This is a genomic window from Micromonospora sp. NPDC005205, assembly GCF_040608275.1.
Taxonomy (GTDB): domain Bacteria; phylum Actinomycetota; class Actinomycetes; order Mycobacteriales; family Micromonosporaceae; genus Micromonospora.
Map to the genome: position 1 here is coordinate 21,343 of NZ_JBEXHV010000004.1, position 21,483 is coordinate 42,825.

A 21,483-nucleotide genomic window follows, 5' to 3' on the forward strand; every position below is an offset into this window, starting at 1 on the left:
GAACGCTTCGTCAGCTCCACTCGATCCGGCGAGCACTACCTGAACGTAGCTGCCTGCCCAGCGGAGTGTAACCACCGGCGCGGCTGGTGAGAGGACCCGAAACACGGCGGCGGCGTTCGCGCCGGGGCCTGTGCAGATCTTGGACAGTTTCCGTTACGGCGTAACGGAAACTGTCCAAGATCTGCAGTCGAGGGGCATTACGGTTTGCGGGCGACACCGCTGTAGCCGGTGCGGGCGACCTGTGGGTCCTCGGTGGCCGGCGGTTCGGCGTACGGCCACATGTTGACCAGCCCGGGCGACTCCAGGACGAAGTCGCCGAAGAACCGGGAGATGTCCGCGTGGCTGCGCGGCACGAAGGGGCTGTTCGCTCGCGCGTAGATCGCGGAGATCCGGGCCATCAGGTCGGGGTGCGTGTCGGTGCTGGCGTGCGACAGCGCCAGGAAGCTGCCGGGGGCGAGCGCGTCACGATAGGTGGCCACGATCCGCTGCGGATCCTGCTCGTCGGGCACCAGGTGCAGCACGAACATCATCAGCACCGCGACCGGGCTTTCGAGGTCGATCGCGGCGCTGATCTCCGAGTGGCCGAGGACCTGCTCGGGGTCGCGCAGGTCGGCCTGGACCACCGACACCGACGTCGAGTCGGCGAGCAGCGCGCGGCCGTGCGCGCAGACCACCGGGTCGTTGTCGACGTAGACGACCCGCACGTCCGGGTCGATGCGGTGCGCGATCTCGTGAACGTTGTCCCGGGTCGGCAACCCGGACCCGAGGTCGATGATCTGTCGGATGCCCCGCTCCTGCACGAGGTGCCGGACCGTCCGGGCGATCAGGTCACGACCCTGCCGGGCAGCCTCGGGCATCCACGGCGCCACCTGCAACACCATCTCGGCGGCGGCTCGGTCGGCAGCGAAGTTGTCCTTACCGCCGAGGTAGTAGTCGAACATCCTCGCCGCGTTCGGCCTGTCCGGTTGAAGGGCCACCTCGGGCTGCGACTGCGTCATGATCGGCTACCTCTCCCCCGCCTGTCCGGTCCCGCAGCATAACGCCCACGATGATCGATTTCCGGCCCCTCCGGTCGGTTAGCGGACATCCACCGGGCCGGATCACGACAGCGCTCGCGGCACCCTTAGGCGCAGGCTGGCCGGGATCTGTGCCGACCGTCGGCACCCGGAGGAGGCTCGCGGCCCATGGGCGTACCCCGCGCAGGGACGGTGGTGCTCGCCGGCGGTCTCGCCCTACTGCTGTTGGCCACCACGGCCGGGTGCAGACGGTCGCGTCCGTCACCGACACCGACCAGCGGCACGGCGACTGTCGGCCTGACGGTCAACGCGTCGCAGCCGTCGTACCGGGTGGGTGAGCAGATCAGCCTGCGGCTGAGGCTGGTCAACAACCGCGATGCCGAGTGCCAGCTCAGTCGGGTGCCGGACGGGGCGGTGACGGTCATGTCGTTGACCCGCGACGGCACGGCGGTGGCGCCCGCGATCGGCGGCGCGGCCTACTACCGGGACTTCACCGCGTACCTGATCGAGAACCTGGTACGGGTGCCCCCGCGTGGGTCGGTGGAGCTGACGCTGGGCAGCGACCCGCAGAGCCCGGTCGGCGCGGCGTTGACCACCTCCGCGCCGGACGGGCGGGGCGGGGCCACCGTCACGTGGTGGCCGGTCGACCAAACGGGGGCGTACCGGCTGGTCCTGGGCTACCTGCGAGCGCCGCTGCGCGGTGTGCCGGCGGACGCCTGCGCCGCGACGGCCGAGCAGGGCACTGTCGCGTTCGAGGTGAGGGGCGGGTGACCGGGTTGAGAAGCCGAGTGCGGACGGGCGTCGTGCTGGCGGGCGTCCTGGTGCTGCTCGCCCCACAGGCGGCGTCCGCCGTGGTCAGCGTCAACGACGACCTGCAAGTCGAGTACGCGGGCTGCGTCGGACAGATCCGCGGCTCCGGCAACGGCGCCGTCCTCGACAAGCTGGAACGCTCCGGCAAGAGAATCAAGGTCCGGAGACCCGTCATCGGTAAGGAGAGCAGCACCACGACGTACGTCCCGGGCAGTGACGTGCAGATCAACTGGGTGCCGGAGAACGACGGGCGGGCGCTGTCGGAGGAGGGAAATGGTTTCACCGAGGATCAGTGCGCCACCCTGATCCACGAGATGAACCATGCCCTCGACGCGGTGAACGACACCCGCCGGGGCCAGTTCTGCACGCAGGGCGGTCAACAGGCCAGCACCGCGGACCCGGCCGAGGTGCACGCGGTGCTGGCGGAGAACGCGTACCGCAAGGCGGTCGGTGTGCCACTGCGCACGACGTACAGCGGTGTGAAGCTCCCGTCCAACGGCAAGGACTGCGACCAGCCCAGGCCCCGACCACCCGGTGGCGGTGGTTGTTCGATCTCGGTGATCGGCAAGGGTTACCGGTGCGCGAACAGCAACGGCGACCCGCACCTGCTCACCTACGACGGTCTGCGCTACGACTTCCAGGCCGCCGGTGAGTTCGTCCTGACCCGCTCGACGACCGACGACTTCGAGGTCCAGGTACGACAGACGATGTTCCCGGCCAGTTCGGTGGTGGCCGTCAACTCGGCAGTCGCCGCGCGGGTGGCCGGTGACCGGGTCGGCGTGTACGCCACACCCGACGGTCCCGCGGTCCGGGTGAACGGCGCCGCGCCGGTGGCCGCTCCGGACGGGGTGAAGCTGCCGCACGGTGGCACCGTCACCACCTGGGGAGACGGCACTGTGACAGTGCAGTGGCCGGGCGGCGCGCGACTGACCGCGCAGCCGATCGGGGTGTGGGGGCTGAGCGTGAGCGTCAGCGCGCCCATTGCCTGGGCCGGGACGCTGCAGGGTCTGCTCGGCGACCATGACGGTGACCCCGGCGACGACCTGACGGTCCGCAACGGCAAGCGGGTGGCGCAGCCGCCCACCTTCGAGGCGCTGTACCCGGGCTTCGCCGACAGTTGGCGCGTCGAGGCGCAACGGTCGCTGTTCGATTACGAGCCGGGGCAGAACACCGCCACGTTCACCGACCGGCGGTTCCCTGACAGACTGCTCACCGTCGGGGACCTGCCCGACCGGGCCACCGCCGAACTCGTCTGCCGGCGGGCCGGTGTCACCGACCCGCAGATTTTCGCCGACTGTGTGCTCGACGTCGGCCTCACCGGGCAGGTGGCGTTCGCCGAGGACGCCGCCCGCGCGCAGCGCGACGTGCCCGCCGCCGGTGATGTCGAGCTGGAGGTGACCCGGGCCGGCGCCACGGCCGCGACGAAGGTGCCGGGACGGGCCGGTCAGAAGATCTTCGTGGAGGTGCCCGCCGCCACCGTGCCGGATCGCTGCGGCGTGTTGCTGCTGCTCGACCCGCAGGGCCGCCAACTGGCGACCGGCTGTGTCATCTCCGGCGTCGGCTTCATCGACACGACCACGTTGACGGCCACCGGCGACCATCAGGTGGTGCTCGATCCGTGGGATGCCGACCTCGGTCGGGCAACCGTACGGGTCGTTGCGGTGACCGACGAGGAGAAGACGCTCACGCTGGACGGGCCCGCGGTCCGGGCGACGCTCGCCCAACCGGGCGCGGTCAGCCGTCTGTCCTTCGACGGCCGCGCCGGTCAGAAGATCTTCCTCCAGGTCACCGAGGCCACAGTGCCGGACCGGTGCAACCTGCTGCGCTTGCGCGACCCGGCCGGTGAACAGGTGACCAGCGGCTGCGTGATCGGCGGCCAGGGACATGTCGACGGGTTCGTCCTGCCGGCCACCGGCCGGTACGTGCTGGAGATCGACGGGACCTCCACCGACACCGGCTCGGCGGACGTACGGCTACGCGACGCTCACGACGAGGAGGCCGACAGCGTCGCGGACGGCCGAGCCGCCACCCTGACGGTCAGCAGACCGGGTGCGGTGAGCCGGCTGAGGTTCCCCGCCGACGCCGGTCGTCGCGTCACCGTCGAGGTAACCGCCGCCAGCCTGCCCGACCGGTGCGGAATTCTGCTCCTGAACGGCCCCGCCGGCGACACTGTCGGAAGCGGCTGCGTCATCGGCGGGACGGGGCACTTCGAGACGGGTCCGCTGCCCCAGAGCGGCACGTACACCCTCGTGCTGGACCCGTGGGCGGACGACACCGGCTCGGGCACAATCATCCTGCGTCAGGGTCGCTGACTGCGGCGGCCTGCTGTGGGGGGCGCCCTTTCCAAACGAGCGTGATGCCTGTGAGTCATCGAGATGACTCACAGGCATCACACACTCCGGGGAGTGTCAGGGGCCGGCCGAGCCACCGTGACCAAGGACGCCCTGGCCAATCGGTCAGCCGGTGGCGCAGACGGTGCCGTTGAGGGTGAACGCCGTGGGCAGCACGTTCGGCCCGCCGTACGCGCCGACGAAGCCGGCACTCACCGTGCCACCGGCGGCGATCTGCCGGTTGTCGGTGGTGGGCGTGACCCGCACCGCGGTGCCGACCTGTTCCCAGGTGGCGCTCCAACCGCTGCTCACCTGTTGCCAACCGGTGGGCCAGGTCCAGGTGAGCGTCCAGCCGTTGATCGGGCTGGACCCGTTGTTGATGATCTCGACGCCACCGATGTAACCGTTGCCCCAGTCGTTGTTGGCGCTGAAGCGGACGGTGCACGTACTGGCGGCAGGGCTGCCGGTGGCGAAGGTGAGCGGCGGTGAGGCCCAGGAGACCCGTCCGGCGGTGTCGCGGGCCAGCACGTTGACCGTGTACCTGCTGCCCGGCACGAGGTTGTCGACGGTGAACGAGGTGCTCGTCGTCTCGCCGACCTGCTCGCTGACCGCGCCGTACTGCCGGTGCACCTCGTACTTGGCGATCGGGCTGGCGCCCGGGGCGGACGCCGGCCAGGTGATCGTCGCGGCGCGGTCGGTGACGCCGCTCGCGGTCGGCTGGCCCGGTGCCGTCGGCCGTCCGCCGGTCGCGCCGGCCGCACGCAGCACGAGCGTGGTCAACGAGTACGCGGGCAGTGTCCGGCTGGTCGCCGAGCCGGACTGGCTGGTGACGATGCCGGTGGCCCCGTTGGTGAGGGTGGACACCGTCGGCGCGACGGTCGACGGGGTGAACCCGGAGTAGTCGATGGTGACCGGGTGGTCGTTGTCCGGGTCCTTGTTCACCAGAAGCACGGCGAGGTCACCGTTGCTCCGGCGGACGGCGTGGGCGGTGACCAGAGGCTCGTCGGTGCCAGCGCGAACGAACTGGTCGCCGGTCTTCGCGAAGAGCTTCATCATGCTCAGCCCGTGGTACGGCGCGAACGGTGTGTTCAGCGGCGGTTGGCAGACCGAGCCGTCCTCCGTGCAGGCTCCGCTGGAGAGCATCCCGAAGTCGCCGTAGTCAGTCTGACCGGCCACCTGCGTCACGGTGCCCATGCCGTTGTGCACGTTCCACCATTGGGCGGTGAAGACGCCGTTCTCCAGCAGACCGCTGTAGACGTCGGCGAGGAACAGCGCGGCCGGTTGGGTGTTCCGGCCGGCGTCGACGTTCAGCTCGGTGAAGCTGATGCCGATGCGGTCGGCGTTCGGGCCGGCGTACCTGGCGAGCTGCTGCCGCAGCAGGTAGGTGGCGTCGGGGAGGTGGTTGACGCGGGCCAGCGACTCGGCGGCGGTGCCGCCCGGGTACCAGTGCACGTCCACGAAGTCGATCTTCGGGCCGGCGATGGAGAGCACTGTCTGGTTCCACGGGCCCGGGTCGCTGCCGGCGGTGATCCCGTCCGGCCAGTTGCCCGGCATGGTCAGCACCGCTCCGACCTTGATGCTCGGGTCGACCGCCTTCATCGCGTCGGCGTACTCGACGACCAGCCTCGCGTACTGTGTGGCGCTCTTGTCGGGGTGGTCGTCGGCCTCCCACGCGGATCCGTAGTGGCCGTTGCCGTAGTTCTCGTTGCCGACGGTCCAGTAACGCGCGTCGTAGCCCTTGGTGACGTTGGCGTACCGCACCCAGTCGGCTGCCTCGGCGGGCGAGCCGGTGCCGTAGTTCGCGATGATCATCGGCTGCGCGCCGACGCGCCGGACCGCCGCCATGAAGGTGTCGAAGTCGGTCCCCGGCGCGACGTAACCGCCGGGCGCGGTGTGGTCCTTCCAGTGGTAGATGTCGGCGTACGAGCCGCCGGGGTAGCGCATCATCTGCACACCGGCATCTCTGAGCAGGTCCGATGTCTCGGCGGTGCCGAGGTTCGAGTCCCAGATGGCGTGGTTGACGCCGAGAGCGGTGTCCGGCACGCTCGCCAGCCCGGCGCGGGTGTTGACGGTCACGGTGACCGGGTCGGCCGCCGCGCTGGCGGTTGGCGGGTTGACGCCCGCGAGCGCGCTCGCGGCGAGCAGCAGGCCCGCCAGGAGTGCTGCTCGGGTCTTCGGTTTACGCATGGGCGGGGTTCCTTCGCGCAGATGAGCCGCCCGACCGGTCAGGGTGCGCACCGGTGACGGGCGATCTCGTGGACGGCAGACTCGGGTTGGTCCATTGCTCGTGTCACCGCCCCCCGAGATCACATCTGATCCCGGCTGCCCAGTGGACGGACGTCAGCCCCGCGCGCGGCTCTTCATCGACGTACCACAATGGCACTGTCGGTTGGACAATCTCAAGACGCGTCAGACGTCGTCTTCGCCGCGCTCCCCGCGCCCCGTGAACGCCCCGACATGAGATCGACAGTCGTCGAACGTTACAGCTTGACGAACGGCATGTTATCGCTCACAGTCGATGCGAGGCGGTCAGCGTCCGCGGCTCACCGGGAGGCCCCTCGCTGGTTCGACCTCAGTGGTCAGGACGTCCCCGGGGCAGGTGGACGTCGCATCAGGATCCGTCAGCAGCCGCCGGTGACGCGCGGCGGACGTCGCGCGCCCCGGGGCCACCCTGGCGCCGTCGTCGATCCGCCTGCGCCGGACCGTCGCGCTGCCGCCGGGTCCCCGACTCACGACAAGAGGAACCACCGATGAGATCAAGGATCGCACTGCTGGCCGCCACGCTGGCGACGGCCCTGGCGACGATGACGGCAGTGGTCACGGTCGCCACCCCGGCGTCGGCCGCGACGCTCACCCAGGTGACCAACTTCGGCACCAACCCGACGAACCTCCAGATGCACCTGTACGTGCCGGACCGGGTCGCGGCCCAGCCGGCCCTGCTCCTCGCCCTGCACTACTGCACCGGCAGCGGTCCGGCGGTGCACAGCGGCTTCGGCCTGAGCACCCTCGCCGACCGCTACGGCTTCATCGTGATCTACCCGTCGGTGACCCGGAGCAGCAAGTGTTGGGACGTATCGTCACCGCAGGCCCTGCGGCGCGACGGCGGCAGCGACCCGGTGGGCCTCAAGTCCATGGTCGACCACGTCCGGAGCCGCTACCCGGTCGACGCCAACCGGATCGGCGTGGGTGGGTTCTCCTCCGGCGCCATGATGACCAACGTCATGGTCGGCCTCTACCCGGATCTGTTCCACGCCGGGTTCAGCTCCTCCGGGGTCCCGTTCGGGTGCTTCGCCACCACCAACGGCGCGGAGTGGAACAGCGAGTGCTCCGGCGGCCGGATCGTCAGGACCGGGCAGCAGTGGGGTGACCTGGTCCGCAACGCCTACCCCGGTTACTCCGGCAAGCGTCCCCGGTTCCAGATCTGGCACGGCACCACGGACACCACGCTGAGCTACGTCAACTTCGGCGAGCAGATCAAGCAGTGGACCAACGTGCAGGGCGTGTCGCAGACCCCCAGCTTCACCGACTCCCCGCAGGCCAGCGCCACCCGTACGCGGTACGGAGGCACCGGCGGCACGGCACCCGTCGAGGCGATCAGCTTCCAGGGGTACGGCCACTCCATCCCGTTCGACGCCGCGCAGGCCATCCGGTTCCTCGGCTTCGACACCACGAGCCCCACCACGCCGCCACCCGGCGGCACGTCGGCGCCGCTGCGCAACGCGGCCGCCAACCGCTGCCTCGACGTCCCGTCGCGGTCGCAGAACAACGGCACCCAACTGACGTTGTGGGACTGCAACGGCGGCACCAACCAGCAGTGGACGTCGACCGCCGCGAAACAACTCCAGGTGTACGGCACGAAGTGCCTGGACGCCGAGGGCGCCGGAACCTCGCCCGGCACGCGGGTGATCATCTGGGACTGCAACGGCGGCACCAACCAGCAGTGGAACGTCAACACCGATGGCACGGTGACCGGCGCGCAGTCCGGCCTGTGCCTGACGCCCAACGCCGCCGGAACCGCCAACGGCACCCCTGCGGTCCTGTCGAGCTGCAACGGCTCGAACAGCCAGCGGTGGTCCCGAAGCTGACGCGCTGACCGACGGCGGCGTACACCGTCGGTTGTTCGTGCGGGTGTGCGTCCCGCTGCTCGGGCCCGGACTCCGAACAGCGGGACGCAAACCGGCGGCCAGGGCCGGGATCGACGGTCGCCATCAGGGCGGCCCAGCTGCGGGCCACTGCTCAGCGAAGTGCGCTGGGCAGGTGGGCGGGCCGGTCGTCGCACGACTGTCCCGGCTGCTGCGGTGCCCTGGAATCCCGGTGGCCGTCCACGCCTCGGCCGCGTGGCGCGCGGGTCGCCCGGTGGTGGTCTCAGGCCGTCTCGCGCCGGCCACGTGCCACCCGCCCCACGCCACGATCGTCATCCGTCACGCCTCGGGCCAATGGCGACAGCTCCGTCACGGCGGCCTGAGATCGGTCAAGCGTTGACGACTGTCCGTCACGTTAGCGTTAACAGTGAGCAATTGTCCATAGACAATCGATGACTCGGCTACGGCATCGGGTCGCCGCCGACGACAGTCGTGAGCGCGGACGGAATAGCCTTGCGGCATGCGGGGACGATTCGGCGCGGCCAGACGCTGGTACGGGGAGCACCCGTTGGTCCGTCGTACGGTCCTCGCGCTCGTGGTGGGGATCGTGGTGCTGACCGGCGGCACGGTGGCCAGCGTGACGTGGATCCGCGACACCGCGGAGGGCCACCTCTACGGCGAGTCCGAGGTGCCGGACGCCCCGGTCGCCCTGGTCCTGGGCACCAAGGTGGACGCCGACGGCACGCCCTCACCCGTCCTCGCCGCCCGGTTGGAGATCGCGCGGCGGCTGTTCGACGCCGGCAAGGTGCGGGCGATCCTCGTGTCCGGCGACAACATGAACGCCGACTACAACGAGCCCGCCGCTATGCGGAAATGGCTGGTGGAGCGGGGCGTACCAGCGCACAAGGTGGTGCCGGACTACGCCGGCTTCGACACGTACGACTCGTGTGCGCGCGCTGAGCGGATCTTCGGGGTGCGGCGAGCCACTGTGGTGACACAGACCTTCCACCTCCCGCGCGCCGTGGCACTGTGCCGCCGCCTCGGCATCGACGCCAACGGCGTGGGCGACGACAGCGCGAAGCGGTACGCCCAGACGTGGTGGTTCAGTTCGTACCGGGAGAACGGCGCCTGTCTGAAGGCAGCGCTGGAGTTGCTCTCCGGTCGGGATCCGGCGCACCTCGGCCGCCGGGAGACGGGCGTCGACGACGCGTTGCGCATCGACTAAACGGGCGTGGCTCCTGATACGGGGACGGCACGCAGCGCCAGCGATTGGTAACGTAGCGATGACCAGGCGGTGATAACCGCCGATGTCATCGGGGGTTGGCATGTGGGCAGACGAAGCCGCGTTGGACGCCGTAGGGCAACGCCTTGGCGAGTGGGAAACATCGATGGCAGATCGGGCCGCCCGCGCAAAGAATCTGTCCACGCAGGCGCAGGCACTCAGCGGCACCGCCACCAGTCCCGATCGCTCGGTCGAGGTAACCGTCGATGCAAGCGGTTTGCTGATTGACCTGCGGCTCGATGAACGCGTCCGGCAGTACCCCTCGGCCCAGACGGCCGGCCAGATCATAGCGACCACCCGAGCCGCCCAAGCCGATCTGCTGAAGAGGATCACGGAGGTGACCGCCGAGACCCTTGGTGACGGCGACCCTACCGGCCAGGCCATCATCGACTCCTACCAGCGCCGCCTTGGCCCGGACCAAGGCCCATCAGATGGCCAATGACGATGGCTACCAGGTCGACCCAGACGACCTGACCTCCCACGCCGCTCACATCGAGCGCAACGCTGACGGCCTGGACACCGCGCGCCAGGCTGGTCAACACGTCCAGTTGAGCGTCGACGCATACGGGCAGCTCTGCGCGATCATGCCCCTCCTTCTCGGTGGGCTGCAACGCACCGCGGTCGATGGCATCGCGGGCGCCGTCGCATCCGTGCACGACACCGCCGAGAAGCTGCGCGACAGCGCGGACCGGTACCGCGCCTCGGACGCCAGCGCTGAACAGCTTCTGCGTGAAACACGGAGCTGATGATGACGGTCAACCCGCTCATCGCCACCGCGTCCGACACGTCGCCGAGCGCGTGGGCCGGCATCTGGATCTGCGAGGACATCGAGCTCATCGCTCAAGAGATCAGTAACGGCAGTTGGATCGACGGCAGCCTTGGCGTGGTCAGCGCCGGCCTCGACGCCCTCGCCCTCGTCTCCGATCCGGTCGGTGTCCTACTCCAGTACGGCATCGCCTGGCTCATCGAGCACGTCAAGCCGCTCAGTGAGGCTCTGGACTGGCTCGCCGGCAACCCCGCCGAGATCACTGCCCACGCCCAGACCTGGCGCAACGTCGCGGCCTCACTCCGCAATGAGGTCGCAGCTCTCGCCGTCGCCGTCCGCAACGACGTCGCCGCCTGGGGCGGCAGCGCCGGGCTCGCCTACCGGACCTGGGCCGGGGAGCAGCAGCAGGCCATCATCGGGCTCGCTCAAGGCGCCGAAACCCTGGCTGCGATTACCGAAGGCGCAGCTGGCCTCGTCGCCGCCGTCCGGCTCCTGGTTCGCGACGCCATCGCCACCTGCGTCTCTCGCCTCATCGTGTACGCCGGCGAACTCGTCTTCAGCGGTGGGCTCGCCGCTCCGCTGGTGGTGGAGCAGGTGACGACGCTGGTGGCGTCGTGGGGCGCGCGGATTGCCCGGATGCTGCGCGGACTGTTGGCCAGCCTGCGACAGCTGATCCCGTTGATCCGCCGGCTCGGCGAACTCATCGAGAAGCTCAAGCAGGCATTGAAGAAGCTCCGTGGCGGCGACAGCGGAACTCCGCCCCCGAGGCCCCGGCCGAGCGAGAGAGAGGCGCTACTCGACGAACTCCGCAGAGCGGGCGTCAAACACAACCCGGAGCAGATAGTCGCTATCGGCCGTAATCGTGACGGGAAGATCGTTTTCTTGGAGACCGGCAATGAGCGTGCCGGTCTCGCCCATATCACGAGCCGCCACGCCGATGACTTCGCGAGGGTCGGCGTACCGGAGGAAAAGATCCCGGAGCTGGTGTTCGCCGCCGTCACGAGAGGCGAGGTGGTGGGGGCGCAACGAACACGTCCCATCTATGAGGTGCTCTTCGAGGGCAGGACGTATAAGCTCGCTGTCTCCGTCGGAGACAACGGATTCATCGTGGGGGCGAACCCAGTTGGACGCTAACGCTGGGACTGTGCGGGTCATGGCGGACTATGAGAGCTATCCAACGTGGTTGACCGGGCCGGACGGGGTGGACAACATCGACCCGGCCGAACTGCCCATCCCAGACATTCTGGCGAGTTCGCTGTTGCGGTGGGCGCAGACCTACGACGACACCCTGGACCATACGGACCCGGCATCGTCTGGATTCCCCACCGCCGCTCAGGAGGCGGATTTTTACGCCGAAGGGCATGAGCTGGCCCGCCGACTCGCCGCAGCACTCTCAGGTCGGTGCACTGTCGAGTACTTCGATGGGCGAACCGGGCGCCTCGTCGTTCTTCATTGACGGGTCCATCACGCGACAACGACGTTCGCAGCAGGAGCATGGGCAGACTTTCGGGTTCTCCGGGCACCCGGGTCCACCTCGGCCGCCGGAAACGGGGGGGCCGACGACGCCCTCCGCGACGCCTGACGTCAGCACCGAACGCGTTCGCGCCGACCGCGCCGCTCAGCGGGGCGGGCCGGCGCTGTCGCGAACGATGAGTTCGGTGGCGAGTTCGACCCGAGGGCTCTCGGTCCTCTCGCCGCTGGCGAGGCGCAGCACGGTCCGCGCGGCCAGCATGCCCATCTCGGCCAGGGGTTGCCGGACGGTGGTCAGCGGTGGCGAGCACCAGCGCACCTCCGGCAGATCGTCGAAGCCGACCACGCTGACGTCGTCGGGCACCCGCAGACCCCGTTTACGGACCGCCTCGTAGACGCCGAGGGCCATCTGATCGCTGGAGGCGCAGATGGCGGTGGGCGGGTCGGGCAGGGCCAGCAGTTGCGTACCCGCTGTGAAGCCGGCCTCGTGGTAGAAGTTGCCGGGGCGGATCAGGGCGTCGTCGATGGGGATCCCGGCGGCGCCGAGGGCGGCCCGGTAGCCGTCCATCCGGGCCCGGCTGCACATCAGGTGCGGCGGGCCGGCGATGAAGCCGATGCGGCGGTGGCCGAGGCTGATCAGGTACTGGTTGGCGCTGAGGCTGCCCGCCCAGTTGGTGGCGCCGATGGTGGGTGACTCCTGCGGGTCGACCCCGGCCGGGTCGATGATGACGACCGGCAGGTGGAGCCGGCGCAGCTCGGCCTGCAACGGTGGGTTCACCATCGAGGTCACGAAGATGATTCCCTCGGTGGACCGCGTACGCATGTTGTCGAGCCACTGCTTGGCCGAGGAGATGCGCCAGTGGATGGCCGACACGACGGTGCCGACGCCACTGGTCTGGCCGACGTCCTCCACTCCACGGATGATCTCCACGGCCCACGGGCTGTCCAGGTCGTTGAAGACCAGATCGATGAGGGCGGCGTCGGTACGCCGTGACGGTGAGCGGCGGCGGTAGCCGTGCCGGTTCAGTAGCTCCTCGACGCGTTCCCGGGTGTCGGGGGCGACGTCGGAGCGGCCGTTGATGACCCGGGAGACGGTGGGCACCGAGACTCCGGCCAACCGCGCGATCATGGCGATGGTGACGTTTCGGCCGTTCTCCGTGCCCACGGTCCCCCCTGCGGAGCTATGGATCTCCGAAACTTTCAATGCTTCGCCGGTAATGCCGATCGATGGCCGGCACGCTACGAGCTGTTGTCCCAGCGGTCAAGACCTCTGTCCTATTGCGAAAAGAGCGGCTAGCGTAAGCAGGGACTCCAGTGATCCAGGACCGCGATTTTCCGGAAGTTCCAGACAGCCCGTCCAGAGGAGTGCTCGTGTCGACCGACATCGCTAACGTGGCGACCGCTATCCGGTCGATCCGCAATCCCATCCTCGCCGGCTTCCACCCGGACCCGTCGATCCTGCGCGTCGGCGACGACTACTACCTGGCCACCTCGACCTTCGAGTGGTATCCCGGTGTGCTCGTGCACCACTCGCGTGATCTGGTGAACTGGCGCAGCCTCGGTGGGATCATCACCGACCGGCGCCTGCTCGATCTGCGCGGATGCGGCGACTCCAACGGCGTGTGGGCGCCCGACCTGACGTACCACGACGGTCAGTTCCACCTCGTCTACAGCGACGTGGCCAGCTTCGCCAGCGGCTACTGGGATCCGCAGAACTTCCTGGTCACCGCAGAGGACATCAGCGGCCCCTGGTCCGATCCGGTGAAACTGCACGGGCGCGGGTTCGACGCGGCGCTGTTCCACGACGACGACGGCACCACGTGGCTGCTGGGCATGAGCGCGGACTGGCGGCCCGGCCGCGACCGCTTCGGTGGCATCGAGATACAGCAGTACGACCGGGCCGCACGCCGTCTGGTCGGCAGCCCCCGCATCCTGTTCACCGGCTCCCCGGCCGGGCTCACCGAGGGTCCACACCTGTACCGCCACGACGGCTGGTACTGGCTGATCACCGCCGAGGGCGGCACCAGTTGGGAGCACCAGGTCACCGTGGCGCGGTCCCGGGAGCTGTTCGGACCGTACGAGGTGGACCCGGACGGGCCACTGCTCACCTCCTTCGGGCGGCCCGACCTGCGGTTGCAGAAGGCGGGGCACGGCAGTCTGGTCCACACGCAGAACGGCGAGTGGTACCTGGCCCACCTGGTTGGTCGCCCGTACTCCCCGCTGGGCAACTGCGTGCTGGGTCGGGAGACAGCGATCCAGCGGGTCGAGTGGCCGTCGGGCGGCTGGCCGCGCATCGCCGGAGGGGTGCCGGCGGACGATGTCGTCGCACCCGACCTGCCCACGCACCCCTGGCCGGCGGAGCCCGAGACGGACCACTTCGACGCCCCCGAGCTGGGCCGGTGCTGGTCCACGCTGCGTCGGCCGGCCACCCCGGACTGGGTCGACCTGCGCACCCGCCCGTCGTACCTGCGGGTCCACGGCGGGCAGTCGCCGGTCGGTCGGCAGGCACCCAGCCTGGTCGGGCGGCGCGTCGGCGCGAGGGAGTGCTCGCTGGAGACCGTTGTGGAGTTCGCACCGGCCGACCATCGTCAGCTCGCCGGGATCACCGCCTACTACAACACGCTCAACTGGCACCACCTCTACCTGACCCGGGCCGACGACGGCCGGACGGTGCTGGAGCTGCTCAGCTCCGACAACGGGCGGCGCACCGCGTACCCCGAGCTGACCGTCGATGTCGACGGCGTCGCCCGGGTCGGCCTGCGGGCCGTCTTCGACGGGCCGGCAGTGCGCTTCGACTACGACATCGGTGCCGGTTGGCAGCGGCTACCTGTCGAGCTGGACGCGACCATCCTGTCCGACGAGCACGCCGCGCTGATCATCGACGGTGAGCCGGCGGCGTGGGGCTTCACGGGGGCGTTCCTGGGCCTGTGGGTGCAGGACCTGGGCGGCGACGGCGTGCACGCCGACTTCGACCTGGCCACCTACCGGGAACAGTGACCACGCGGACGGCACTCGGCGGGTGCCGTCCGCGTGCCCACTCCTCCTACCTGGCCTGAGCGGCGACGGCCCGCAGCTGGCCGAGAGTGGTGCGGAAACCGCGGCCGGAGGCGGCGGGGTCCTCGGCGTTCAGGCCGCTGACGGCCATGGTCTGCGAGCGGGTCGTGGCGACGGCCTCCGCGCCGGACCCGTTCAGGTCGAACACGCCGAAGTCGCCGCTGAGCGTCCGGAACGTCGAGGCCGCCGGGTCCTGGGCGAGGTAGAGCACCACGACCTGGCCGGCCTCGAGCTTCGACATGTGCGCCATGTCCGGCACGCCGGCGGGCAGCTGGGCGAGCGTGATCCGCGCCCCGGCCCGCACTGTCGATCCGGTCGTCGCACTCAGCACCTCGTCGACCCGGAATCCGGTCTCCTCGACCTCACCGCGTACCACCAGGTCCGCAGTGTCGCTGAGCTGCCGCACTGTGGCGTACCCACGCAGCTTGCCCTTGATCGGCGGGGGCGCGACCTCCGTCGGCGGGGCGGCGCTGCTCGGGGCGGCGCTGCTCGGGGCGGGCCCGGCGGCCCGGTCGGCGTCACCGCCGCTGCCGCAGGCGGCCAGGGCCGCGACGGACAGCACGGCGGCGGCCGTGGCCCACAGCGGCCGGGTACGGCGAAGGTCGACTGCCATGGAACGCTCCTCGCGTCTCGGTGCCGTCTCGGGCCGTCTCGCTCGGAACGCGGCACTGCTTACGCCTTCTATCTGTGCGTCCCGGGCACCGAGTTCCATTTTTTTTCCGGCTCAGCTTTTCGGGGGTCAGCGCCGCTCGCGCGCGAGCTGACGAAGCTCGGCAAGCGTGGTGACGAACGCGCGACCCGCAGCGGTGGCGTCCTCGCTACGCAGACCGGTCACCGACATCGATGGTGACCGACTGGTGGCCGTTTCCCCGGCGAGGTCGAAAATCCCGAACTCCCCGCCGAGCGGGTGGTAGACGCGCGCAGCCGGGTCGACGAGGCCCAGGTAGAGGACGCTCGGCCGGCCGGCCGTCCCGGCCAGTTCCGCGGCCACGATGATCTCGGTGGGCACCGGGGCGGCCGGGGCGCGGTACAGCACCTCCGCCACGCGGTAGACCGCCCGCCCGTTTGTCACCGACGCCACCTCGCCGCGGACAACCAGGTCGGCCGTGTCGGTGAGTTGGCGCACGGTGCCGTACCCACGATTCTTGGCGGCCGTGCCCGGCGGTGCCGGCCGAGCGGCCGGACGGGTCGCCTCGGGTGACGGGATCGCGGCCGGGGGCGCGTCGCCGGAACGGCTCGCGAGCCCTCCGCCGATCCCCGCCACCACCAGGACCAACGCGGCCGCCGCGAGCGCGGGCCGCGACGACACGAAGGCCCTTCTTCGGGTACGCGGCTCCTGCGTGATCGCCGCGAGCAGGCGACGGCGGTGCACCTCGTGCCGGCCCTCCGGCAGGTCCTGGTCGCCGGGGTGGGGGGCGATCTTCGCCCACTCGGCCGGGTCCGGCGCGCTCACTGGCTGCCCTCCCGTACGAGCGAGGTGTCCACGACCGGCGGTCGCGCGGCGCGCGGCGGCGCGTCGACGAGGGTACGGAGCCGGGCGCGGGCCCGCGACAGCCGGGAGCGCACCGTACCGACCGGAACACCCAGCGCCTCCGCCGCGGACTCGTAGTCGAGGCCCTCCCACAGGCACAGGGTCAGCACCTCGCGCTCGGATCGACGCAGCCGGGCGAGCGCGTCGATGGCGGCGGCGATGCGGCGGCTGTCGTCGAGTCTGCCGGCGACCTCGTCGGCGTGGTCGGGCAGTGTGAAGTCGGAGGCGAGCAGCGCGGCGGCCACCCTGCGGTAGCGACGGTTGCTGCGGGCGTGGTTACGGGCCTCGTTGGTGGCGATGCCGAGCAACCAGGGACGCAGCGACCCACCCTCCTCGGTCACCCGCTCCCGGGAGCGCCAGGCCTGCAGGTACGTCGCAGCCATGACGTCCTCCGCCGTGGCCCAGTCGGCGGTCAGCCGGAACGCGTGGTTGTACACCGAGCGCGCGTACGCGTCGAACAGCTCGGCGAACGCGCCGGGGTCACCGGCTCGTACCCGAGCGCGCAGACTCGACTCCATGACCATCTTCTGTCCGTCGGACGGTGCTGGTTCCGACGGACCGGCCCGTTGATCAGTTACGGCCCGACGATAGTCACCGGCAGGTACGTCCCGCCAACGACGGGATGAACAGAGGCCGTCACGCCTCGCGGTCGTCGATTGACGGCGAATCGACGTACTGGTATCTGTTAATACAGTTTCCTGATGCTTGGCCCGGCGCGGCAGTTCGGCGCCGTAGGGCACCGCGAACTGACCGGCTGGCGGCACGCCGCCCCTTCCCCGAGGAACACCCATGGTTCACAAGAGAACAGCCGCCTACGTCGTGGGCACCCTGCTGATCGGCGTCGCCGCCGTCGGCTACGGCCTGCCGTCGGCGAGCGCCGCGACCGCCGGCCCGATCACCGGCCTCGGCGGCAAGTGCGTCGACGTCGCGGGCGCCAGCTCGGCCAACGGCACGGCCGTCCAGCTCTACGACTGCAACGGCAGCGCGGCCCAGACGTGGACCGTCGGGAACAACGACAACTCGATCCGGGCGCTCGGCAAGTGCCTCGACGTCACCGCCGCGTCGACAGCCAACGGCGCCAAGGTGCAGCTGTACGACTGCAACAACACCGGCGCGCAGAAGTGGACCGCCAGCAACGGCGCGCTCGTCAACACCGCCTCCGGCAAGTGCCTCGACGTCACCGACCGGAGCACCGCCAACGGCGCCCGGTTGCAGATCTGGACGTGCGGCGGCACCACGAACCAGCGGTGGACCCTGCCGGGCGGCGGCACTCCCACCACTCCCCCGCCCACCACCCCGACCGGCACCAACCTCGACGACCCGGCGAAGAAGGACGTCGCCATGCAGCTCGTCTCGGCCGCCGAGAACTCCTCGCTCGACTGGCGCGCGCAGTTCTCCTACATCGAGGACATCGGCGACGGGCGCGGCTACACCGCCGGCATCATCGGCTTCTGCTCCGGCACCGGCGACATGCTCGAACTGGTCGAGGCGTACACCCGCACCAAGCCGGGCAACGTGCTCGCCGGCTACCTGCCAGCGCTGCGCAACGTCAACGGCACCCCGTCGCACTCGGGCCTCGACCCGAACTTCCCCCGCGACTGGCGGACCGCGGCCAACGACCCGGTGTTCCAGGCCGCCCAGGAGGCCGAACGCGACCGGGTCTACTTCAACCCATCGGTACGCGACGGCAAGAACGACCAGGTCCGGGCGCTCGGCCAGTTCGCCTACTACGACGCGGCGGTCATGCACGGGTACGAGGGCATGCGCCAGATCCGCAGCCGTGCCCTGAACCGGGCCAAGCCGCCAGCCCAGGGCGGCGACGAGCGGACCTGGCTGAACGCCTTCCTCGACGAGCGGGTCCTCGAGATGAGGAAGGAAGCAGCCCACTCGGACACCTCCCGCGTCGACACCGCCCAGCGGGTGTTCCTCAACAACGGCAACTTCAACCTGAACACGCCCCTGACGTTCGCCGTCTACGGCGAACAGTTCCGCATCGGCTAGCTCGCTGAGTGGTGGCGGGGTCGTCGTTCGTTTCGCCGACGGCCCCGCCACCCGGCGCTTACGGCAGGATCGTCCGAGTGAACCGGCCTCTGCTCCTGCTCGACGTCGACGGTGTCCTCAGCCCGTACGGGACTCCTCAACCTCCCGCCGGCTACACCGAGCACCACCTCTTCCCCGGCGAAGAACCCGTACGCGTCAACCCCACCCACGGCGGCTGGATCACCGAGGCGAGCGCGGTCCTGGACATCGCCTGGGCCACGAGCTGGAACGACGAAGCCAACCGACTCCTCGCTCCACTTCTGGGCATCGCTCCCCTGCCCGTGATCACCATGCCACCCGCACCGTTCCATCCCAGCGACAAGATTCCGGTCATCGCCGCCTACGCCCAACGACGGCCTGCGGCATGGATCGACGACCTCCACACGCGGCAAGCCCACAACTGGGCCGCAGCACGCAGCAGCCCCACGCTGTTGATCACCGCCGACCCGACGGTTGGCCTCACCCGCAGCTCCATCGATCACGTCATTGCCTGGGCCAAGGCTCTTCGACGCCCGTCAGAAAATTCCTAGCGAAGCGTCCCAGCCCTCGCTCGTACCCCGGGCACCAGGCAGCGCCGCCGACATCCAGCGCTCGCTCACACCGAGGCCGGGCGGTGCCGTCGACACCCAGCCCTCGCTCACTCCGGGCAACAGCCAGCGCTGTCGACACCAGCTCTCGGCGCGCCGAGCAGCAGGCCATCCTGATCGCCACCTGGGAGAAGTTCGGCACCGACGAACCCTCCGACGAGCGGTCGAGCGAATCGATCATGGTGACTGAAAATGTCGTACACCTGTTCTAGTGTCGGGGTATGCTCGAGGAGTTGGCGCAGGCAGACGACGCGGTCGCCGCGTGCGTCGACGCCCCCGCCTGGGCCCTCCCGGAACACGAGCTGATCGCCGCACTCGACGCCGCGCACCGCCTTCAGCACCGCCTCGCCGCCGTCACCCTGACCCTCATTCGCGAGGTCGACGGCCGCAGCACGCCCCGCGCGCAGGGGGCCTCCTGCACCGCGGTCTGGCTCCGCGAACGACTGCGGCTGACCGTTCCCGCCGCCCGCCGCCTGATCGACCTCGCCATCGCCCTGGACACCGGTAACCCCGGGATACGACAAGCGCTAGCCGACGGGCACCTCAGCCTCGACCAGGCCCGGGTCATCACCGACACCGCCGCCACCGTCCAGGCCACCGCCGGCATGCAGGCCGCCGACAAGGCCGTCAGCCTGCTCACCGACTGGGCCAGCCAATTTGACCCCACCCACCTGCGCAAACTCGGCACCCGCATCCTCGACCACGTCGCCCCCGACATCGCCGACGCCGCCGCCCAAGCCGCCCTCGACACCGAAGCACGCCGCGCCACCCGCGACCGACACCTCACGTTGTCCGAGCAGACCGACGGTCGACTGCGACTCACCGGCACCCTCGACACCGAAACCGCCGGCCTGTTCCGCGCCGCCATCGACCCACTGACCGCCCCATCCGGACCAGACGACACCCGATCCCCCGGGCAACGCCGCCACGACGCCCTCACCGAGGTCTGCCGACTCGCCCTCCGAACCGGCGAACTGCCCGACAGCGGTGGCGACTCCGCCCAGATCGTCATCACCACCAGCTACGACGCGCTGACCCGACAGCTGTCCACCGGCGCTCTCGACATCGGCCTCAGCCTCACACCGGACACGGTGCGCCGACTCGCCTGCGACGCCACCATCCTGCCCACCATCCTCGGCGGCGCCAGCCAGATCCTCGACGTGGGCCGACAACGCCGACTCATCACCGGGCCGCTGCGCCGCGCCCTCGTGCTGCGCGACCGCGGCTGCGCGTTCCCCGGCTGCGACCGCCCACCCCGCTGGTGCCACGCCCACCACATCCACCACTGGACCGACGGCGGCACCACCAGCCTGACAAACGCCGTCCTCCTCTGCGGCCACCACCACCGACACCTGCACCACAGCGACTGGACCGTCCAACTCGGCCGCGACGGACACCCCGAATTCACTCCACCCGCCTGGCTGGACCCCGACCAAATCCCGCGCCGCAACCACTACCACCGACGAACGTAGGAACAGCCATCGGTGAGCCGATCCATCGGAGCCAACCCCGCTGCGCAGCGGCGCTATCGCGGATCCGGGAGGTCGCGGCAGGACCGGCTGGAGATTTGGCGACCCTATTGCCTCAGGAAGGCGGCCACCGCCCGACGAAAGTCGTGCGGATTCTCGACCCACGGGAGGTGGCCGGACCCGAAGAGGCTCACGCGCTGGCTGTTGGCCAACGCTCGGTGCAGCGAGTCGACGGCCCAGCGGGGCCGGATGTCCTCGGTGCCGTCGATGATCAGCACGGGCAGGTCGAGCGCTCGGCACTGCTCGGCCATGTCGAATGTGCTGAGCTCTTGCTTGACCTCGGCGTTGACAGCCTGGTTGCACTCGTGGTTGATGCCCAGCCACGGCGTGGCCATGCGATCGGCGTTGCGCAGTGCCGTGCCGTGGTCGGCGAAGTCGGCCGACCACTGAAGTACCGCCCATTCACGTTCCTCCGTGGGCGTGCGGTCGCGCACGCTGAGGGCCTCCCATCGACCCAGATGAGGCCCGAGCCGCAACCGCAGATTGCGCTTGTAGTGCGGGTGCCAGCCGCGATCGGCATCAATGCCGGTCCCGGACACGTAGATCAGATGGCTGACCCGTTCGGGGTGTTCGATGGCGTACCGCAACGCCAGGTGTGCACCCCACGAATGGCCCAACAGGGCTGTCCGCGGACCGGCCAACTGGTCACGTACCGCGTCGAGATCGGCCACGAAGCGGGCGATGCCATACGGTCCACGCCGCTCCGAGCGCCCACAGCCGCGCTGATCCCACCGGATGGTGCGGGCATGCTCTTCGAGCAGCCGGGCTACCGGGGCGAAATAGTCCCAGAGACCCGGACCCCCGTGACAGAGCACCAGAGGCGGCCCGGCGCCGGCCTGTTCCGCCCACAGACGGCAGCCGTCGTCGCCGCGCACGCCCGGGTCCATATCGCCAGTATCGCGTGGCGACTTGACCTCAAGCTCGGGTGAGGTCCTAGCCTCCAATATCGGAGGTAATGCATGAGCATGGAATTTGCCGCGTGGACG

20 protein-coding genes are annotated in these 21,483 nt (G+C 69.9%); 13 read left to right on the top strand and 7 right to left on the bottom strand.

Going from position 1 to position 21,483, the window contains the following annotated elements:
• Positions 1-197 precede the first annotated feature (197 nt).
• On the bottom strand, positions 198-998 hold the full coding sequence (locus ABZU43_RS09870) for an SAM-dependent methyltransferase (RefSeq protein WP_355006117.1): 801 nt from the start codon (positions 996-998) through the stop codon (positions 198-200).
• A 186-nt stretch (positions 999-1,184) separates the two neighbouring features.
• Between ABZU43_RS09870 and ABZU43_RS09875 the strand changes: the two genes are divergently transcribed.
• Both ABZU43_RS09875 and ABZU43_RS09880 read left to right on the top strand, forming a co-directional pair.
• Positions 1,185-1,787 carry a hypothetical protein gene (locus ABZU43_RS09875; protein ID WP_355006118.1) on the top strand — a complete coding sequence of 201 codons (603 nt, stop codon included), beginning with the start codon at positions 1,185-1,187 and terminating at the stop codon, positions 1,785-1,787.
• The gene (locus tag ABZU43_RS09880; protein ID WP_355006119.1) at positions 1,784-4,138 is read left to right on the top strand and encodes a VWD domain-containing protein; all 2,355 of its coding nucleotides are present in this window, start codon (positions 1,784-1,786) and stop codon (positions 4,136-4,138) included. Before ABZU43_RS09875 ends, ABZU43_RS09880 begins: the two co-directional genes overlap by 4 nt.
• Positions 4,139-4,282: 144 nt before the next feature.
• Here ABZU43_RS09880 and ABZU43_RS09885 read toward each other — a convergent pair whose 3' ends face one another.
• Positions 4,283-6,343, bottom strand: coding sequence for a cellulose binding domain-containing protein (locus tag ABZU43_RS09885; protein ID WP_355006120.1), 2,061 nt, complete (start codon positions 6,341-6,343; stop codon positions 4,283-4,285).
• A 563-nt stretch (positions 6,344-6,906) separates the two neighbouring features.
• Here ABZU43_RS09885 and ABZU43_RS09890 point away from each other — a divergent pair.
• The 6 genes from ABZU43_RS09890 to ABZU43_RS09915 all read left to right on the top strand — a co-directional run bounded on the left by ABZU43_RS09890 (position 6,907) and on the right by ABZU43_RS09915 (position 11,742).
• Positions 6,907-8,241 carry a PHB depolymerase family esterase gene (locus ABZU43_RS09890; RefSeq protein ID WP_355006121.1) on the top strand — a complete coding sequence of 445 codons (1,335 nt, stop codon included), beginning with the start codon at positions 6,907-6,909 and terminating at the stop codon, positions 8,239-8,241.
• Between the two features lie 517 nt (positions 8,242-8,758).
• Positions 8,759-9,463 carry an ElyC/SanA/YdcF family protein gene (locus tag ABZU43_RS09895; protein ID WP_355006122.1) on the top strand — a complete coding sequence of 235 codons (705 nt, stop codon included), beginning with the start codon at positions 8,759-8,761 and terminating at the stop codon, positions 9,461-9,463.
• Positions 9,464-9,626: 163 nt separating this feature from the next.
• On the top strand, positions 9,627-9,962 hold the full coding sequence (locus ABZU43_RS09900; protein ID WP_355006123.1) for a YbaB/EbfC family nucleoid-associated protein: 336 nt from the start codon (positions 9,627-9,629) through the stop codon (positions 9,960-9,962).
• Entirely contained in the window at positions 9,928-10,266 is a 339-nt protein-coding gene (locus ABZU43_RS09905) for a type VII secretion target (RefSeq protein WP_355006124.1), read from the top strand. The genes ABZU43_RS09900 and ABZU43_RS09905 overlap by 35 nt, the downstream gene beginning before the upstream one ends.
• 2 nt (positions 10,267-10,268) lie before the next feature.
• Entirely contained in the window at positions 10,269-11,420 is a 1,152-nt protein-coding gene (locus ABZU43_RS09910; protein WP_355006125.1) for a WXG100 family type VII secretion target, read from the top strand.
• Between the two features lie 19 nt (positions 11,421-11,439).
• Positions 11,440-11,742 (top strand): hypothetical protein, encoded by a 303-nt coding sequence (locus ABZU43_RS09915; RefSeq protein WP_355006126.1) that lies wholly within the window; start codon positions 11,440-11,442, stop codon positions 11,740-11,742.
• A gap of 162 nt (positions 11,743-11,904) precedes the next feature.
• On the opposite strand, the gene ABZU43_RS09920 is transcribed toward ABZU43_RS09915, so the two are convergent.
• The gene (locus ABZU43_RS09920; protein ID WP_355006127.1) at positions 11,905-12,921 is read right to left on the bottom strand and encodes a LacI family DNA-binding transcriptional regulator; all 1,017 of its coding nucleotides are present in this window, start codon (positions 12,919-12,921) and stop codon (positions 11,905-11,907) included.
• Positions 12,922-13,127: 206 nt separating this feature from the next.
• Here ABZU43_RS09920 and ABZU43_RS09925 point away from each other — a divergent pair, with 206 nt between their 5' ends.
• Complete coding sequence (locus ABZU43_RS09925) at positions 13,128-14,753, top strand: glycoside hydrolase family 43 protein (protein ID WP_355006128.1); 1,626 nt, start codon at positions 13,128-13,130, stop codon at positions 14,751-14,753.
• Positions 14,754-14,799: 46 nt separating this feature from the next.
• Here ABZU43_RS09925 and ABZU43_RS09930 read toward each other — a convergent pair whose 3' ends face one another.
• The 3 genes from ABZU43_RS09930 to ABZU43_RS09940 form a co-directional block, all read right to left on the bottom strand.
• Positions 14,800-15,423: a hypothetical protein gene (locus ABZU43_RS09930; RefSeq protein ID WP_355006129.1), complete on the bottom strand. Its 624-nt coding sequence runs from the start codon at positions 15,421-15,423 to the stop codon at positions 14,800-14,802.
• 126 nt (positions 15,424-15,549) lie between these two features.
• Positions 15,550-16,263, bottom strand: coding sequence for a hypothetical protein (locus ABZU43_RS09935; protein WP_355006130.1), 714 nt, complete (start codon positions 16,261-16,263; stop codon positions 15,550-15,552).
• On the bottom strand, positions 16,260-16,859 hold the full coding sequence (locus tag ABZU43_RS09940) for a sigma-70 family RNA polymerase sigma factor (RefSeq protein ID WP_355006131.1): 600 nt from the start codon (positions 16,857-16,859) through the stop codon (positions 16,260-16,262). The genes ABZU43_RS09935 and ABZU43_RS09940 overlap by 4 nt, the downstream gene beginning before the upstream one ends.
• 271 nt (positions 16,860-17,130) lie before the next feature.
• On the opposite strand from ABZU43_RS09940, the gene ABZU43_RS09945 reads away from it, so the two are divergent.
• The 4 genes from ABZU43_RS09945 to ABZU43_RS09960 all read left to right on the top strand — a co-directional run bounded on the left by ABZU43_RS09945 (position 17,131) and on the right by ABZU43_RS09960 (position 20,440).
• Entirely contained in the window at positions 17,131-18,342 is a 1,212-nt protein-coding gene (locus ABZU43_RS09945; RefSeq protein ID WP_355006132.1) for a chitosanase, read from the top strand.
• Positions 18,343-18,419: 77 nt separating this feature from the next.
• Positions 18,420-18,911 carry an HAD domain-containing protein gene (locus ABZU43_RS09950; RefSeq protein WP_355006133.1) on the top strand — a complete coding sequence of 164 codons (492 nt, stop codon included), beginning with the start codon at positions 18,420-18,422 and terminating at the stop codon, positions 18,909-18,911.
• A gap of 83 nt (positions 18,912-18,994) precedes the next feature.
• Positions 18,995-19,180, top strand: coding sequence for a hypothetical protein (locus ABZU43_RS09955; protein WP_355006134.1), 186 nt, complete (start codon positions 18,995-18,997; stop codon positions 19,178-19,180).
• Between the two features lie 9 nt (positions 19,181-19,189).
• On the top strand, positions 19,190-20,440 hold the full coding sequence (locus tag ABZU43_RS09960) for a DUF222 domain-containing protein (RefSeq protein ID WP_355006135.1): 1,251 nt from the start codon (positions 19,190-19,192) through the stop codon (positions 20,438-20,440).
• 104 nt (positions 20,441-20,544) lie between these two features.
• On the opposite strand, the gene ABZU43_RS09965 is transcribed toward ABZU43_RS09960, so the two are convergent.
• Positions 20,545-21,372, bottom strand: a complete 828-nt coding sequence (locus ABZU43_RS09965; RefSeq protein WP_355006136.1) for an alpha/beta hydrolase — start codon at positions 21,370-21,372, stop codon at positions 20,545-20,547.
• Positions 21,373-21,483 lie beyond the last annotated feature (111 nt).

Excerpts from the sequence above, each read along its gene's own strand:
- ABZU43_RS09870 (WP_355006117.1), bottom strand. The coding sequence starts at position 998 with ATGACGCAGTCGCAGCCCGAGGTGGCCCTTCAACCGGACAGGCCGAAC.
- ABZU43_RS09875 (WP_355006118.1), top strand. The coding sequence starts at position 1,185 with ATGGGCGTACCCCGCGCAGGGACGGTGGTGCTCGCCGGCGGTCTCGCC.
- ABZU43_RS09885 (WP_355006120.1), bottom strand. The coding sequence starts at position 6,343 with ATGCGTAAACCGAAGACCCGAGCAGCACTCCTGGCGGGCCTGCTGCTC.
- ABZU43_RS09890 (WP_355006121.1), top strand. The coding sequence starts at position 6,907 with ATGAGATCAAGGATCGCACTGCTGGCCGCCACGCTGGCGACGGCCCTG.
- ABZU43_RS09895 (WP_355006122.1), top strand. The coding sequence starts at position 8,759 with ATGCGGGGACGATTCGGCGCGGCCAGACGCTGGTACGGGGAGCACCCG.
- ABZU43_RS09900 (WP_355006123.1), top strand. The coding sequence starts at position 9,627 with ATGGCAGATCGGGCCGCCCGCGCAAAGAATCTGTCCACGCAGGCGCAG.
- ABZU43_RS09910 (WP_355006125.1), top strand. The coding sequence starts at position 10,269 with ATGACGGTCAACCCGCTCATCGCCACCGCGTCCGACACGTCGCCGAGC.
- ABZU43_RS09915 (WP_355006126.1), top strand. The coding sequence starts at position 11,440 with ATGGCGGACTATGAGAGCTATCCAACGTGGTTGACCGGGCCGGACGGG.
- ABZU43_RS09930 (WP_355006129.1), bottom strand. The coding sequence starts at position 15,423 with ATGGCAGTCGACCTTCGCCGTACCCGGCCGCTGTGGGCCACGGCCGCC.
- ABZU43_RS09940 (WP_355006131.1), bottom strand. The coding sequence starts at position 16,859 with ATGGAGTCGAGTCTGCGCGCTCGGGTACGAGCCGGTGACCCCGGCGCG.
- ABZU43_RS09945 (WP_355006132.1), top strand. The coding sequence starts at position 17,131 with ATGGTTCACAAGAGAACAGCCGCCTACGTCGTGGGCACCCTGCTGATC.
- ABZU43_RS09960 (WP_355006135.1), top strand. The coding sequence starts at position 19,190 with ATGCTCGAGGAGTTGGCGCAGGCAGACGACGCGGTCGCCGCGTGCGTC.